Genomic DNA, 13,659 nt, shown 5'->3' with positions numbered 1-13,659 from the left:
ACCCGCATTGTGAGAGTCCGTGTTCTAGGCTGCTCCGGCGCCATCGCCAAAGACTGCCGAACCACCTCGTTTCTGATCGACGGTGGTTTGCTGGTGGACGCGGGCACCGGGGTGGGCGACCTGACTCTGGAAGAAATGTGTGCGGTGGACGACGTTTTGCTCACCCACTCGCACCTAGACCATGTGGCCGCCTTGCCGCTGATGGTCGATTCGGTGGCCTCCCAGCGCAAAACCCCGCTGCGCATCCATGCATTGGCAGGCACCATCGCGGCGCTCAAGGCGCACATCTTCAATGACGTCATCTGGCCCGACTTCAGCCGCATCCCCACGCCGGAACAGCCCTTCGTTCGCTTCCACGAAATCCAATGCGAACAGATCCTGCGCCTGGGCGACCTGCAGGTGGAGGTGCTGCCTGCGGTCCACACGGTGCCAGCCGTGGGCTTTGCCATCCATGGCAACACCGGCTGCTGGGTCTTTAGTGGCGACACCGAGCGCAACCCTGCCTTTTGGCGCCGCATCAACCAGCTGCCGGTCGCCGCGCTGGTGATCGAAACGGCGTTCAGCAACCGCGAGAAAGACCTCGCACAGCGCAGCCTGCATCTCTCCCCACTTTCGCTGGCCGAAGAGCTCAAGCACATTGCCCCGGGCCGGCACTACCCCATCTACATCACCCACACCAAACCGGCAGAGACTGAACTCATCATGGCGGAGATCCAGCGCTTTCGCCCCACCCAAGTCGAGCATGACGCTACGGCACTCGACATTCGCTGGCTGCGCGCTGGCCACCAGTTCGAGGTCTGAGTGACCACCTGGGTCTGACACAAATGTCAGGCGCGCCGTTTTTTGTCACTTTCTTGCGCGCACCTAGCGCGTGTGGCGTGGCAAATTGCACAGAAAGTACCCGTTGGGGCACTGGCGCTGGCCTGGCACAGAACCTGCGGAACGTTAGCAACACAGTCTGTGTTTTTTCTAAGGAGCTAACGATGAAGCGTTCTATTCAAAAGGGTTTCACCCTGATCGAGCTGATGATTGTGGTTGCCATCATCGGCATTCTGGCGGCGGTGGCTTTGCCTGCATACCAGGACTACACGGTGCGGGCGCGGGTGTCGGAGGTGATACTGGCAGCGTCGCAATGCAGAACCAGCATCACCGAGGTCTACCAAACAACCAACACTGCGTCCTTGCCTGCAGGAAATGCCTGGGGATGCGAGTTTGTCTCCGGGGCAAGTGTTGGTCCAACCAGATTCGTGGACAGTATCGCAACCAGTGCAACGGGCGATATTCGTGTGGCTGTTCGGAACTTGGCTCCGGCAATTGATGACGGCGCTTTCCTGCAAATGTCCCCCGTGGTCAATGGTTCCCAAGTAAGCGGTTGGAATTGTGGCCCTGGCGAAGGCTTCCCGCCCAACTTTCTTCCGGGCTCTTGCAGGTCGCTCGAAACGAATTTCGACTAATTCCAGTTACCACATCTCAAAAGGGCTCTTTCGAGCCCTTTTTTTGTGCTTCATTGCCAGGCGCCTTAGCTGTAGAGCATGCGGTGCACTAGAGTCAAAAAGCTGTAGACGACAGATGGTTTTTTGCTCCAGGGAGCATCATTTTTTTGACTCGTCATGGTCCACCGTGACGGACTTCTCGGAAATCGAGCTGCCGCGGCTGGCAGCGGGCAGGCCCATTTAGTTGGCGCTCTACGAGCCGACCAACTGGCTGATGGATGCCCCCGGGAACTTGCTAGACGCAAATGTCTGGCGCACTGCTTTTGTCGCTGCGACGCGGCAACCTGCCGCGCAAACTGCTCCGAGGTTCATGAAATTGCAGCCCGCAAGCCGCGCAAACAAGCGGTCACAGCGGCAGCAAACCTGCACACATGTCTTTACCAAGGAGCTAGCAATGAAGCGTTCTATTCAACAAGGTTTCACCCTGATCGAGCTGATGATTGTGGTCGCCATCATCGGCATCTTGGCCGCCGTGGCCTTGCCTGCATACCAGGACTACACCGTGCGGGCGAAAGTGTCGGAGGTGGTGTTGGCTGCGTCGCAATGCCGAACCAGCATCACCGAGGTCTACCAAACCAACTCCGCGTCATTGCCTGCCGCCAACGCATGGGGCTGCGAGTTTGTCACTGGCGCGAGCACCGGGCCCACGAGGTACGTTGGAAGCATCGCAACCAGCGCAACGGGTGATATTCAGGTGGCCGTCCGCGGTCTGGGACCGGCGATACCAGATGGTGCGCTCTTGGGTATGTCTCCCGTGATTACCGGCGGTCAGGTTAGTGGTTGGGAATGTGGGCCTGCGACCAACTTCCCGGCAAAGTTCTTGCCGGGCTCCTGCCGGTCTACCGCCTTGACCTTTGATTAACCCCATTGATTCACCTCCCAAAAGGGCTCTTTCGAGCCCTTTTTTGTGCCCCCTCTTCAGTCGCGTTATCGTGCCTTATGGGGCCCACCTTGCGGTGACCGTTGCAGCTACCATTGCACCATCTTGAGCGCACCAGCGAGGTTTGATGGCATGACAGCGTGGTTCGCAGCGGCGCTGCTGGCATTGGCGTTTCTGGTGCCCAACCGCTTACCGCCTTGGGTGAGTTGGCATTCCGAGGTGTTTGTGTTTGCGGCAGCCGCCTTGCTGTGTGGCGCTTTGGTGTGGCGCCGGTTGCAAGCGGCACAAAAGCACCTTAGGCAAGAGCCAGCTGGTGTGGTGCAAGGTACGCAGGCGCAAGTTGCGCTGCCGCAGGGTGTCGGGCCGCAAGGCTTGCAGACGCTAGCGTTTGAGTCGCAGGGTATCGCCATCCCCAAAACCGTAGCCCCGGTGCTGCTGCTCTTGCTGGTGCTGCTGGCGCAATCGATCAGCGGGAACATGCTGTTTTTCGGCGACGCGCTGGTGGTGGGGCTGTACTTGCTGCTGGTTATGCAGGCCATGGTGCTGGGCTATGCGGTGCCGGTGGATACGCACGGCAGGTTGCGCTCGCTGCCGCGTGTACTGCCGGTGGCCTTGGTGGTGGCAGCGCTGCTTTCCACCTTGGTAGCTTGGGTGCAGGTCTTGGACTGGGGTGTGCACTGGCAGTGGATTACCCGCATGCCCGACTTACGCAGGCCTGGCGGCAACATTGCGCAGCCCAATCACCTGGCAAGCTTGCTGCTGATGGCGGTCGTTGTAGTGTGGTACGGCTACGAAACTCGGCGGCTCGCCGCAGGAACCGCGCTGCTGCTGGTGCTGTGGCTGCTCTCGGGCGTGGTGCTGAGTGAATCCAGAACCGCGTTGGTCAGCACCTGGGCTATCGCCTTGTGGTGGTGGTGCAAGCGTTCAGCGACCGGTAGCAGGCTGCATGCGGGGTGGCTGGGTTTGCTGTGCTTGGGATTGCCGCTGGCGATGTGGGTTTGGCCGCCGATCCTGGCCTGGCTGCAAGGCGACGGCCTGTTGCAGTCCTTGGGCAGCGACCGGTTGAGCGCGTCGCCGGGGACGCGGGCTGCAGTTTGGCCGGTGCTGTGGGATGCGGCTTTGGACAAGCCGTGGTGGGGCTGGGGTTTTGGTGGGGTGTCGGCAGCGCAGAACGCACTGGCGCACCAAAGCTTGGTGTCTGACAACTTCACCTACGCGCACAACCTGTTGCTGGATTTGCTGGTGTGGACCGGCTTTCCGGCCACGCTGCTGGTGCTGCTTGCGGTGGTGTTCTGGTGGTTGGGCCGATTGCGCAACATTCAGCGCAAAGAGGATTGGTTTTTGCTGGCCTGGGTGCTGCCGGTGGCGGTGCATTCGATGTTCGAGTTTCCCCATGCCTATGCGTACTTTCTGGTGCCTGTGTTCTTTGCGGTGGGTATGCTGGAGAAAGCACGCAATGCCGGGCATTGGGTGCTGGGCCGGTTGCAATTCGGCGCTTTGTTGGCGGCGCTGATCATGGTGTCGGCCTGGACGGTGGTGGAGTACGTCGCCTTGGAGCAGGACTTCCGAGACGCCCGGTTCCAATCGTTCAAGTTCAGCCACAGCGACACCGCCGAGCACCCACCGCAAGCGTTGCTGCTCACCCAACTGGAAGCCCTCAACGCGGCCACCCGGGTGCGGAGCGCACCGGGCATGGATGCCAGCACACTGGAACTGTTGCGCACTGTGGCGATCCGCTTTCCGAGTGCGCTGCATGCCATGCGATACGCCGCCGCCTTGGCCCTGCATGGCAACCTGCCCGAGGCAACGCGCCAACTGCAGGTGCTTCGTGCGCTTTACGGAGATCGGGTGTACCAAGCGGTCTTGGCTGACTGGCGGCAGTCACCCTACTCTGCGTTGGCCAAATATGTGGCGCCGCAGTCAGCACGGTAGCTAACGATGCAGCGCGGCTTTGTGGGCGCATTGCTGCTGGGGTTGCAGCTCATTCCCTGGTTGGGTTTGCCGGTGTTTGGGCCTGGCCCCGCGGCTCTGGGCTCGCTGTTGGCCCTGGGTCTGGTGGCCGTGGTCGTCTTGTGCGCCTTGGTAGCCTATGGGCGCGAGGCGCTGACGGCACTGGAGGTGCCGTTTGCTGGCGCACTGCTGATGGCAGCGATGCTGTGCACCGGCATGGGTTTGCTGCAGTACTTTGGTTTGGCCGGCGCCTGGGCGCCCTGGATCAGCACCGGGCAGCCGGGTGAGGCCTATGCCAACTTGCGCCAACGCAACCAGTTTGCCACGCTCACAAATCTGGGATTGGTTGCACTCTTATGGTGGCAGGCCAGCGGACCAGGTGGCGCGCAAAATGCGGTGCGGGCCCGCAGCCGCTACCTGTTGTGCCTACTGATGGCGGCGTGTTTGGCCGTGGGTACCGCAGCTTCGAATTCACGCACTGGATTGCTGCAACTGCTCCTGGTGTTGGTGTGCAGTTTGGTGTGGCAGCGCAGGGCGCTGCCTTGGCTGCGCACGCCCATTGGACACACCATATTGGTGGCGGTGGGCGCTTACGCCATCGCCGCCTGGACTTTGCCGCTGTTGCTGGGCACGCATCCAGGCCAAGCCGGCATCGTTGCGCGCTTGCAAGACCTCAGCCTGGATTGCCAAAGCCGTCGCGTGCTGTGGGCCAATGTCTGGCACCTGGTATTGCAAAGGCCGTGGCTGGGCTGGGGCTGGGGCGAACTGGACTACGCGCACTTCATCACTCTGTACCCAGGCACCCGCTTTTGCGACATCTTGGACAACGCCCACAACCTGCCCTTGCATCTGGCGGTGGAAGTCGGCTTGCCAATGGCGCTGTCGGTGTGTGCAGCGTTGGCCTGGTGGGTGCGCCGCGCCGCGCCGTGGAAAGAGAGGCAACCGGCACGCCAACTGGCGTGGTCGGTGCTGGGTTTGGTTGGGGTGCACAGCCTGCTGGAGTACCCCTTGTGGTACGGGCCATTCCAAATGGTGGTGGTACTTGCGCTGCTGCTGCTTTGGCAAACTCGTCGCGCACGCGCTGCTTCAACTTCCGATGCACCTGTTGGTACGCAATCGGCGCGTCTGGACGTTCCCAAGCTGGTGCCGCATACACCGGATGCACTGCAAGTGCGCAATGCCGTGGGTCTGCCCGTGCCTTGGCTGTGGGGCGGTGCCAGTGCCTTTGTGCTGGCGCTGTGCATGTTCGCTGCCTTCGATTACTGGCGCATGAGCCAGTTGTATCTGGGCGCACCGCAGCGGGCTGTCGCCTACCGGGACAGCACCTTGGAAAAGCTTCAAGGCATCTGGCTGTTTGCGGACTACGTGCGCTTTGCTGAGCTGACCACCACGCCGCTACAGCCGACCAATGCAGCGCACTTGAATGCACTGGCGCTGCAGGTCTTGCATTTCTCGCCGGAACCGAAGGTGGTGCGCGTGCTGATCGACAGTGCCGCCATGCTTGGCCAGGACGCACAAGCTGCGTACTACCAAGCGCGCTTTGATGTGGCGTTTGGTCCAGCCAACCGGTGATGGCCCGCCTGCGGCGGGCGATTGAACTGCGGGCTCAGGTCGCCACAAAACTCCCCGACTTGCCCCCGTGCTTTTCCAGCAGACGCACGCCGGTGATCACCATGCCCCGGTCCACCGCCTTGCACATGTCGTAGATGGTGAGCAAGGCCACTTGCACAGCGGTCAATGCTTCCATTTCCACACCAGTGGGCCCGACGGTTTCGGCGGTCGCGGTGCAGACCACATGGGCGCTCTGGTCTGCGCTGGCATCGACGACTGCAAACTCCAGTGCCACCCGGGTGAGCGCGACTGGGTGGCACAGCGGAATCAATTCACTGGTTTTCTTGGCAGCTTGGATACCCGCAATCCGCGCCACGCCCAGCACATCACCCTTCTTTGCGTTACCTGCTGTGACCATCGCCAGGGTTGCGGGCTGCATTTCGATGCAGCCTTGCGCAATGGCAACCCGGTGGGTCAGGGTTTTGGCAGACACATCTACCATGTGGGCTTGGCCTTGCGCGTCGAAGTGGGTGAGTGTGCTCATGCTCCAAACTTTACCCGAGCGAAACAATGTGCGGGCCCAAGGGGTGGCATCCTTTGGACTAGGGCATCACCGGAGCGCCAAGGAATGGAGTTCGAATGAGGATTCGTAGATGCATCGTCGGCTTGGCCGCTGCTGCGGCGCTGGTGGCCAGTGGCGCACAGGCCCAGTCGGTTGGGCCGCAGTCGACAACGTCCGCCTTGCCTGAGCTTGGCGACGGCGCCGATCTCTCTGCCGCTGCAGAGCGCCGCTTGGGTGACCGAATTGCCAAGGCGTTGTACCGGGACCCAGACTACATCGATGACCCCGTCACCATGGAGTATGTGCAGGCCATCTGGCAACGCCTCTTGACAGCGGCGCGCCAGCGGGCCGACATCGCACCGGCCTTGGACGACGCCTTTGCTTGGGAGATCTTGCTGGGCAAAGACCGCAGCGTCAATGCCTTTGCGCTGCCCGGTGGCTACCTGGGGCTGCATTTAGGCTTGTTGGCGGTGGTGTCGAATCCGGACGAACTCGCCTCGGTATTGGCGCACGAGCTCACCCATGTGACACAGCGCCACATACCGCGCGGCATGGGCCGGCAAGCGGCACAGGCGCCATGGTTGATTGGCGCCATGGTCCTGGGTGTGTTGGCTGCTAGCAAAGACCCCAACGCCGCCAATGCCGCCATCGTGGGCGGCCAAGCGGCTGCCGCACAAAACCAGCTCAACTTCTCGCGCGACATGGAGCGCGAGGCCGATCGCATTGGTCTGGGGGTGATGAAGCACGCAGGCTATTCGCCTCAAGGCTTTGTCACCATGTTCGAAAAGCTGCAGGACTCCAACCGGTTCAACGACAGCGGCGGTTATGCCTACTTGCGCAGCCACCCCCTGACTACAGAGCGCATTGCCGACATGCAGCTGCGGGTGCCGCGTGCCGAGCCTGCGGCCACGCTGCCGCCCATGCCGATGGACCATGCGCTGGTGGCGGCGCGTGCGCGGGTCCTGTCCAACCCCGGTGTGGATGCCCTGCGCCAATGGGCGGTTGAAATGCAGTCGGCAAAGTGGGCCAGCCGGCCACCAGCGGCGCAAGCAGCGGCTTTGTATGGCGCCAGCTTTGCCGCCTTGAAGTTGCGCGACGATGCCCGCAGCGCTGACTGGATGGCGCAGTTGCTGCAGCGCACGTCCAACGACCCCGCAGCGCACCGGATCGCGCGTTTGCTGGGCGCCGAGATCGCGTTGGCCCGGGGCGACTTGGTGCGGGCAGAGCAACTCCTGCAAGGGCTGCAATCGAGCGGCCGCGCCGCGCTACTGCTGCGTGCGGAGCTCGATATCCGCATGGGCCGAGCTGACTCCGCCGCACAAGCTTTGCGAACCTGGCTGGTGGACCAGCCCCGGGACGCTTTGGCTTGGCAGTCGCTGGCCCACGCCAACAGCGCACTGGGCCGCGCGGTGGCGGCGGTGCGTTGCGAGGCGGAGGTCAATATCGCGCAACTGGATTACGCATCGGCGGCAAGCCGCTTGCGGGCTGCCCAGGACCTGGCGCGCCAAGTTGCCCACGCCGACCCCATCGAAACTGCGGTGGTGCAAACCCGGCTTCGCCAGGTGGAGCTATCGATGCGAGAACAAGCGCTCGAGCGCTAGGTGGATCACCATCCCCAGCACGGTGTAAATCAAGGAGCCCAGCAGCGCCGAGCCGAACCCTTGCACTGCGAATCCCTCCAGCATCGAGGACGCCCACCAAAACATGCAGGCGTTAATCACCAGCAGGAACAGACCCATGGTCAGTACCGTTACTGGCAAAGTCAACACCACCAAGAGTGGGCGGACAAAGGCGTTGAGCAGCCCGATGACCAAGGCCGCCAGCAGCGCCGAGGTGTAGCTTTGCACCACTACGCCGCTGTAGATGCTGGCAATAGAAAACAAGGCGGCCGCATGCAGCAGCCAGCGCACCAGCAGTTTCATGGTGTGGCTGCGTCGGTCCGGCCTTTGCGGCCCATGAGCCATCCTGCAAGCAGCACGCCGGCCACGGTGATGGCATACACACTCCAGCGCGCGTAGCTTTGCACCGCAGCCATGGGCTCTTTGGGGTTGCCAAAAAAACCGCTCAGCCAGGGCTCACTCACAATCATTTTGGCCGCCGTGAACGCGAGTACAGCTGAGCCAAGTTGAATAATCACCGGGAAACGCTCCACCAGCTTGAGCACCATGGTGCTGCCAAACACCACAATGGGCACGCTCACCAGCAAGCCAATGACGACCAAGTCAAATGAGCCGTGAGCGGCACCGGCCACGCCCAACACGTTGTCCACGCCCATCAGCGCGTCAGCCACGATGATGGTCTTCATGGCACCCCAGAAGGTGTTGGCCATGGGGCCGTGTTCTTCCGAGTCGCCCTGGTCGGCCAGCAGCTTGTAGGCAATCCAGACCAAGCCCAGGCCGCCCACCAGCATCAACCCCGGAATCTTGAGCAACCACACCACGCCCACTGTCATCACGGAACGCACTACGATCGCACCCACCGTTCCCCACAGGATGGCTTTCTTCTTGAGATGGTCCGGCAGGCTGCGCGCGGCCAGCGCAATGACGATGGCGTTGTCCCCCGCAAGGACCAGATCGATCAGAATGATCGCGAGCAGGGCGGACCACCAAGGTGCTGACATGAATTCCATATAAAGACTCCAAAAACAATCGAACCCAACATGCGGGATGTTTCCATCAGTGGGGTGGCAGCCGACACCTGGCTTGCACACCGATCCGCGCAGAATCGGCGGTTCGATGGGGCCACTATTTCACCACAAGCGTCGCGCTATGATGCGCGTCCCCCGAGGCGTCCATGACAGGCATCCACATCACCGACATCGAGTCGGCCATCAACCACTGGCGCATGCACGCTCCTTCGCCCGATGGCGTGTCGCTGCCGGCGCCAACCCGAGCGCTCGCTGAGGTGTATGCCTTGCTGGTGTACCACCGCGCCACCCAGGTCGAGGCCAGCAGCATGCCGCCTGCAGCCATGGACGCGTGGCTCACCTGGTACCACAGCACACCCGATACGCCGTGCATCGCGATTTGCTCCACCAGCCAGGGCGACGCCGTGTGCAAAGGTTGTGGCCGCAGCTTCGAAGAAGTGCAGCACTGGCCGCAGTTGGAGCCTGCGCACAAGCGCATGGTGTGGCGGCGCATCGCGCAAGAGGGCACGGCATGGCGCTTTAACCGCTATGCCGAGCGCGCTGCCGAACGCATTCAGCAAGCACCTGGGTCGGCGCAAGCATGACGTAATGGGGGTGCGCTACATCCAGCGCAGCGGTTCGATATCCACCGTGTGTGCGCTGTTACCTAAAGTCAGCACACCTTCTTGCACCGTGGCCTGTAATTGCATGCTGCGTTGCGCGAGCTGCACCAGGGCCGTGCTCGGTGCTGTGGGAATGCGAAACACGGAGAGATTCTGCGCGCGGCTGAGTTTGTTCTCCATGCTCCGCCACCACACCTCGGCGGCATGGTGAAAGCAGTACAACACCACCGTATCGGCCTTGCCGCAGGCCTTGATCACCGGTTTTTCTTCCGGCTGGCCCACTTCAATCCAGACCCGTGTGCGTCCGGTGAAATCGCGCAGCCATACATCGGGTTCGTCGGGGTTGGACATACCCTCGCCAAAGGCCAGGGTGCCGTCTCCTTGGCACAAGGCGGCAAGTTGGTGGGCTTGCAAGGCCAGCGCGGCCAGCCGCACCATCATGCGCTCGTCAGTCTCGCTGGGGTGGCGCGCCAGGGTCAGCGCGTGGTCGGCGTAGTAGCCGTGGTCAATGTCTGCGATTTGCAGCTGGGCCTTGAAGATGGTGGACTTGGCAGCCATGGACCAACTACACCCGGCGCGCCAGCGCGGCGGCTTTGCCGGTGTAACCGCCCGGTGTGAGCGCTAGCAAGCGCGCTTTGTCTGCATCGGGAATGGCCAGCCCAGCGATAAAGCCGTGCATGAGCTCGCGGGTCATGGCCTGGCCGCGGGTGAAATTCTTGAGCTGCTCGTAAGGCTGCGCCAGACCATAGCGGCGCATCACGGTTTGGATGGGTTCTGCCAGCACCTCCCAGGCGCCATCCAGATCACTGGCCAGGGCTGCGTGGTTGAGTTCTAGCTTACTCAGGCCGGTCAACAGTGAGTGGTAGGCCAGCGCGGCATAACCCAGCGCCACGCCCATGTTGCGCAGCACGGTGGAGTCGGTGAGGTCGCGCTGCCAGCGGCTGATGGGCAGCTTTTCGCTGAGGTGGCGCAGTAGCGCATTGGACAGGCCTAGGTTGCCCTCGGCATTCTCGAAGTCGATCGGGTTGACCTTGTGCGGCATGGTGCTGGAGCCGACTTCGCCATCGCGCAGCTTTTGCTTGAAGTAGCCCAGCGATACATACCCCCACACGTCGCGCGACCAGTCGATCAGGATGGTGTTGGTACGGGCCACCGCGTCGAACAGCTCGGCCATGTAGTCGTGCGGCTCGATCTGGATGCTGTAGGGCTGAAATTGCAGTCCCAATCCCAGCGGCTCCGGAGTTTCCACGAGCTTTTTGCTAAACGCTTCCCAGTCGAATTCGGGCCAAGCCGAAAGGTGAGCGTTATAGTTGCCGACCGCACCGTTCATCTTGGCCAAAATTTGCACACTGGCAATGCGCAGCGCTGCCGCTTGCAACCGAACCACGACGTTACCAATCTCCTTTCCCACCGTGGTGGGGCTGGCGGTTTGGCCATGGGTGCGGCTAAGCATGGCGACGTCCGCGTGGGCGTGCGCCATGTCGCGCAGTTGGAGAATGAGCTTGTCGAGCAGCGGCAGGACCACCACATCGCGTGCCGAGCGCAGTTGCAGCGCGTGGCTGGTGTTGTTGATGTCTTCGCTGGTGCAGGCGAAGTGCACAAACTCAGCTACTTTTTGCAGCTCGGGGCGGGCTTCAAACTTTGACTTGAGCCAGTATTCCACCGCCTTGACGTCGTGATTCGTAGTTTTTTCGATGGCCTTGATGGCCTCGCCATCGGCCACCGAAAAGTTCTTCACCAAACCCAACAAATAGGTGCGCGCACCGGGCGAAAGGGGTTTGAATTCGTCAAATCCGGCGTCGCTGAGCGCGATAAACCAGGCCACCTCCACTTGGACCCGGCGGTGCATATAGCCCAACTCGCTCATCAGTGGGCGCAGGGCGGAAAGCTTGGTGGCATAGCGCCCGTCTAAGGGGGAAATTGCAGAGATGGCAGAGAGCGACATAGGCGAATTGTAGGCGGCGCACCATGCGTACTTTTGCACTTGCTTGGGCTACGGTTGCGACTGATACAGACCGCACACCCTGTGGATAGAATGAATCCCACGTCACACTTCTAAGCAGCCATGAAACTCATCGGATCCCATTCCAGTCCTTACGTTCGCAAGGTGCGCGTGGTCATGGCGGAAAAGAAACTCGACTACGAATTCATCACCGAAGACGTCTGGGCGGCGGGTACCAATATCGCGCAGTCCAACCCCTTGGGAAAAGTGCCGTGCCTGATCATGGAGGGCGCTGAAGCGCTGTTTGATTCGCGCGTGATCGTGGAGTATTTAGACACCTTGTCGCCGGTGGGCAAGCTCCTACCGGCCGTGGGCCGCGAGCGTGCCGAGATCAAAACCTGGGAGGCGTTGGCTGATGGCGTGTTGGATGCGTCCATCTTGGCCCGCCTCGAAGCTACTTGGACGGGGCGCACCAAGGCGCAGCGCAGCCAGGCCTGGATTGACCGCCAGATGCGCAAGGTGACCGACGCGCTGCAGGCCATGTCGCACGGACTGGCAGAAAAGCCCTACTGCACCGGCATCCACCTGACGCTGGCCGACATAGCGGTTGGCTGCGCGTTGGGTTACCTGGACTTTCGCTTCCCGCAAATGGACTGGCGCAGTGAACACCCCAACCTGGTTAAGTTGTACGACAAGCTGGCGCAACGCCCCAGCTTTGCCGACACCTTGCCACGTTAAGCGGCCCCAGTTCTTGGGGCGTTAGCGGCTGGCGCGTTGTTTGAGCCAGCGCACCAGACCACCCACCAGCGGTAGTTTCTCGTACAACTCTTCGGCTGCATCCCAGTAGTCGCGGTGCAAAACAACTTGGCCTTGTGCCGAGAACACGAGGTGCGACGCGCCCAGAATCACTTGCGGTTGGCCTTGTTTAAAGTTCTTGAAATAAAAGCGGAACTCCCAGGTCAGAAAGCATTGCAGACCTTGCGTCACCTGGCCGGTGACGACAAAGCGGGGCTGGTCTAATGCGCTGAACATGTGTGCAAACACGGCAGAAATCGCGACGGTGCCAACCACATCATTGAATGGGTCTTTGAAACGTGCATCCGGGCCGTACCAGCGCGCCAACTGTGCCACGCTCTCGGGCGTCAAAGTTTCAAAAAACTGCACCACCTGGGCCACCGCGGTGGCGCACTCGGCTGGGGTGGCTTGCGCGTCGGGTACTACGCTGCTTTGGTTGGTGTTCATAGGGTGGCCTTGGCAACCAGGTACAAAAACAAACGGTTGGGCAAGATGCGCAACAGCTTGAGCCACAGGGTGAAGCGCTTGGGGAAGTGGATTTCAAATGCCCCGCGGCTCCAGCCGCGCAGAATCTCCACTGCGGCCTGCTGCGGTGTGATCAACGCGGGCATGTTGAATGTATTGCCTGCGGTGAGTGGTGTCTGCACAAACCCGGGGTTGATGATGGATACCCCAACACCCTTTCCTTTCAAATCCAGGTACAGCGTCTCAGCTAAGTTGATGAGTGCCGCCTTCGTGGGTCCATAGGCCAGCGCGTTGGGCAGCCCCCGAAAGCCTGCCACGCTGCCGACCAAACTGATATGGCCCTGACCCCGCGCCACCATTGGCGCCACAACCGCGTCCAGCACATACAGCGCGCCGTTGTAGTTCACATCCACATGGCGCAGTACATCGTCCAGGTTCATGGCGAAGCCGCGCATGGCGGTGTAGTGGCCGGCGCAGTACACCACGCAGTCCAGCGGACCTTGTTCCAACAGCGCCGCAGCGGCGGCACGCACGGCTGCGCGGTCGGTCGCGTCCAGTGCCAGCGCGGTGCAGCCTGGGTGCTGCACCACAAAGGCTTCCAAGGACGCTGCATTGCGCGCCGAGACCACCACGTGGGCGCCGCGCGCATGCAAGGCGCTGGCGGTGGCGCTGCCGATGCCCGAACTGGCGCCGACAATCCACACCGTTTTGCCGTGCCAATCGGCTTGTGGTGGGTTCAAGGGGGAGAAAAATCCCATGGTGCGGCCTTCGG

The 13,659-nt window shown here is 61.7% G+C and carries 15 protein-coding genes; 8 read left to right on the top strand and 7 right to left on the bottom strand.

Translation table 11 applies throughout. The features are described from left to right. The first annotated feature begins 9 nt into the window (after positions 1 to 9). From ACILRC_RS06795 to ACILRC_RS06775, 5 genes are all read left to right on the top strand, one after another. Positions 10 to 801: a 3',5'-cyclic-nucleotide phosphodiesterase gene (locus ACILRC_RS06795; RefSeq protein ID WP_395668601.1), complete on the top strand. Its 792-nt coding sequence runs from the start codon at positions 10 to 12 to the stop codon at positions 799 to 801. 182 nt (positions 802 to 983) lie between these two features. Next, positions 984 to 1,454 carry a pilin gene (locus tag ACILRC_RS06790; RefSeq protein WP_395668600.1) on the top strand — a complete coding sequence of 157 codons (471 nt, stop codon included), beginning with the start codon at positions 984 to 986 and terminating at the stop codon, positions 1,452 to 1,454. A 433-nt stretch (positions 1,455 to 1,887) separates the two neighbouring features. Continuing rightward, entirely contained in the window at positions 1,888 to 2,355 is a 468-nt protein-coding gene (locus ACILRC_RS06785; RefSeq protein ID WP_395668599.1) for a pilin, read from the top strand. Positions 2,356 to 2,505: 150 nt separating this feature from the next. Then, on the top strand, positions 2,506 to 4,305 hold the full coding sequence (locus tag ACILRC_RS06780) for a Wzy polymerase domain-containing protein (RefSeq protein WP_395668598.1): 1,800 nt from the start codon (positions 2,506 to 2,508) through the stop codon (positions 4,303 to 4,305). A gap of 6 nt (positions 4,306 to 4,311) precedes the next feature. Next, positions 4,312 to 5,895 (top strand): Wzy polymerase domain-containing protein, encoded by a 1,584-nt coding sequence (locus tag ACILRC_RS06775; RefSeq protein ID WP_395668597.1) that lies wholly within the window; start codon positions 4,312 to 4,314, stop codon positions 5,893 to 5,895. Positions 5,896 to 5,929: 34 nt separating this feature from the next. On the opposite strand, the gene moaC is transcribed toward ACILRC_RS06775, so the two are convergent. Continuing rightward, positions 5,930 to 6,418 carry a cyclic pyranopterin monophosphate synthase MoaC gene (moaC, locus tag ACILRC_RS06770; protein ID WP_395668596.1) on the bottom strand — a complete coding sequence of 163 codons (489 nt, stop codon included), beginning with the start codon at positions 6,416 to 6,418 and terminating at the stop codon, positions 5,930 to 5,932. Positions 6,419 to 6,513: 95 nt separating this feature from the next. Here moaC and ACILRC_RS06765 point away from each other — a divergent pair, with 95 nt between their 5' ends. Beyond that, positions 6,514 to 8,037: a M48 family metalloprotease gene (locus ACILRC_RS06765; RefSeq protein ID WP_395668595.1), complete on the top strand. Its 1,524-nt coding sequence runs from the start codon at positions 6,514 to 6,516 to the stop codon at positions 8,035 to 8,037. Here the strand turns inward: ACILRC_RS06765 and ACILRC_RS06760 are convergent. Beyond that, a complete protein-coding gene (locus ACILRC_RS06760; protein ID WP_395668594.1) occupies positions 8,005 to 8,358 on the bottom strand; it encodes a phage holin family protein in 354 nt (117 codons plus the stop codon). The two genes, ACILRC_RS06765 and ACILRC_RS06760, sit on opposite strands and share 33 nt — an antisense overlap. Beyond that, positions 8,355 to 9,065, bottom strand: coding sequence for a TerC family protein (locus ACILRC_RS06755; protein WP_395668593.1), 711 nt, complete (start codon positions 9,063 to 9,065; stop codon positions 8,355 to 8,357). Before ACILRC_RS06755 ends, ACILRC_RS06760 begins: the two co-directional genes overlap by 4 nt. Positions 9,066 to 9,229: 164 nt before the next feature. Between ACILRC_RS06755 and ACILRC_RS06750 the strand changes: the two genes are divergently transcribed. Further along, positions 9,230 to 9,667 (top strand): DUF3717 domain-containing protein, encoded by a 438-nt coding sequence (locus tag ACILRC_RS06750; RefSeq protein ID WP_395668592.1) that lies wholly within the window; start codon positions 9,230 to 9,232, stop codon positions 9,665 to 9,667. A 15-nt stretch (positions 9,668 to 9,682) separates the two neighbouring features. Here the strand turns inward: ACILRC_RS06750 and ACILRC_RS06745 are convergent, their stop codons facing one another. Both ACILRC_RS06745 and purB read right to left on the bottom strand, forming a co-directional pair. Beyond that, positions 9,683 to 10,243 (bottom strand): YaeQ family protein, encoded by a 561-nt coding sequence (locus tag ACILRC_RS06745; RefSeq protein ID WP_395668591.1) that lies wholly within the window; start codon positions 10,241 to 10,243, stop codon positions 9,683 to 9,685. Between the two features lie 7 nt (positions 10,244 to 10,250). After that, on the bottom strand, positions 10,251 to 11,630 hold the full coding sequence (gene purB / locus ACILRC_RS06740; RefSeq protein ID WP_395668590.1) for an adenylosuccinate lyase: 1,380 nt from the start codon (positions 11,628 to 11,630) through the stop codon (positions 10,251 to 10,253). Positions 11,631 to 11,750: 120 nt separating this feature from the next. On the opposite strand from purB, the gene ACILRC_RS06735 reads away from it, so the two are divergent. Further along, positions 11,751 to 12,365, top strand: coding sequence for a glutathione S-transferase N-terminal domain-containing protein (locus ACILRC_RS06735; protein ID WP_395668589.1), 615 nt, complete (start codon positions 11,751 to 11,753; stop codon positions 12,363 to 12,365). A gap of 21 nt (positions 12,366 to 12,386) precedes the next feature. Here ACILRC_RS06735 and ACILRC_RS06730 read toward each other — a convergent pair whose 3' ends face one another. Continuing rightward, positions 12,387 to 12,869 carry a nuclear transport factor 2 family protein gene (locus ACILRC_RS06730; RefSeq protein ID WP_395668588.1) on the bottom strand — a complete coding sequence of 161 codons (483 nt, stop codon included), beginning with the start codon at positions 12,867 to 12,869 and terminating at the stop codon, positions 12,387 to 12,389. Further along, positions 12,866 to 13,645 (bottom strand): SDR family NAD(P)-dependent oxidoreductase, encoded by a 780-nt coding sequence (locus ACILRC_RS06725; protein ID WP_395668587.1) that lies wholly within the window; start codon positions 13,643 to 13,645, stop codon positions 12,866 to 12,868. The genes ACILRC_RS06730 and ACILRC_RS06725 overlap by 4 nt, the downstream gene beginning before the upstream one ends. Positions 13,646 to 13,659: the final 14 nt, after the last annotated feature.

It is taken from the genome of Rhodoferax sp., assembly GCF_044236835.1.
Taxonomy (GTDB): Bacteria; Pseudomonadota; Gammaproteobacteria; order Burkholderiales; family Burkholderiaceae_C; genus Allorhodoferax.
Note: the sequence above shows the minus strand (reverse complement) of the source record. Positions and strands in the feature narration are given on the sequence as shown.

Coding starts and splice junctions, on each gene's coding strand:
- ACILRC_RS06790 (WP_395668600.1), top strand. CDS start 984: ATGAAGCGTTCTATTCAAAAGGGTTTCACCCTGATCGAGCTGATGATT.
- ACILRC_RS06785 (WP_395668599.1), top strand. CDS start 1,888: ATGAAGCGTTCTATTCAACAAGGTTTCACCCTGATCGAGCTGATGATT.
- ACILRC_RS06780 (WP_395668598.1), top strand. CDS start 2,506: ATGACAGCGTGGTTCGCAGCGGCGCTGCTGGCATTGGCGTTTCTGGTG.
- ACILRC_RS06775 (WP_395668597.1), top strand. CDS start 4,312: ATGCAGCGCGGCTTTGTGGGCGCATTGCTGCTGGGGTTGCAGCTCATT.
- moaC (WP_395668596.1), bottom strand. CDS start 6,418: ATGAGCACACTCACCCACTTCGACGCGCAAGGCCAAGCCCACATGGTA.
- ACILRC_RS06765 (WP_395668595.1), top strand. CDS start 6,514: ATGAGGATTCGTAGATGCATCGTCGGCTTGGCCGCTGCTGCGGCGCTG.
- ACILRC_RS06760 (WP_395668594.1), bottom strand. CDS start 8,358: ATGAAACTGCTGGTGCGCTGGCTGCTGCATGCGGCCGCCTTGTTTTCT.
- ACILRC_RS06755 (WP_395668593.1), bottom strand. CDS start 9,065: ATGGAATTCATGTCAGCACCTTGGTGGTCCGCCCTGCTCGCGATCATT.
- ACILRC_RS06750 (WP_395668592.1), top strand. CDS start 9,230: ATGACAGGCATCCACATCACCGACATCGAGTCGGCCATCAACCACTGG.
- ACILRC_RS06745 (WP_395668591.1), bottom strand. CDS start 10,243: ATGGCTGCCAAGTCCACCATCTTCAAGGCCCAGCTGCAAATCGCAGAC.
- purB (WP_395668590.1), bottom strand. CDS start 11,630: ATGTCGCTCTCTGCCATCTCTGCAATTTCCCCCTTAGACGGGCGCTAT.
- ACILRC_RS06735 (WP_395668589.1), top strand. CDS start 11,751: ATGAAACTCATCGGATCCCATTCCAGTCCTTACGTTCGCAAGGTGCGC.
- ACILRC_RS06730 (WP_395668588.1), bottom strand. CDS start 12,869: ATGAACACCAACCAAAGCAGCGTAGTACCCGACGCGCAAGCCACCCCA.
- ACILRC_RS06725 (WP_395668587.1), bottom strand. CDS start 13,645: ATGGGATTTTTCTCCCCCTTGAACCCACCACAAGCCGATTGGCACGGC.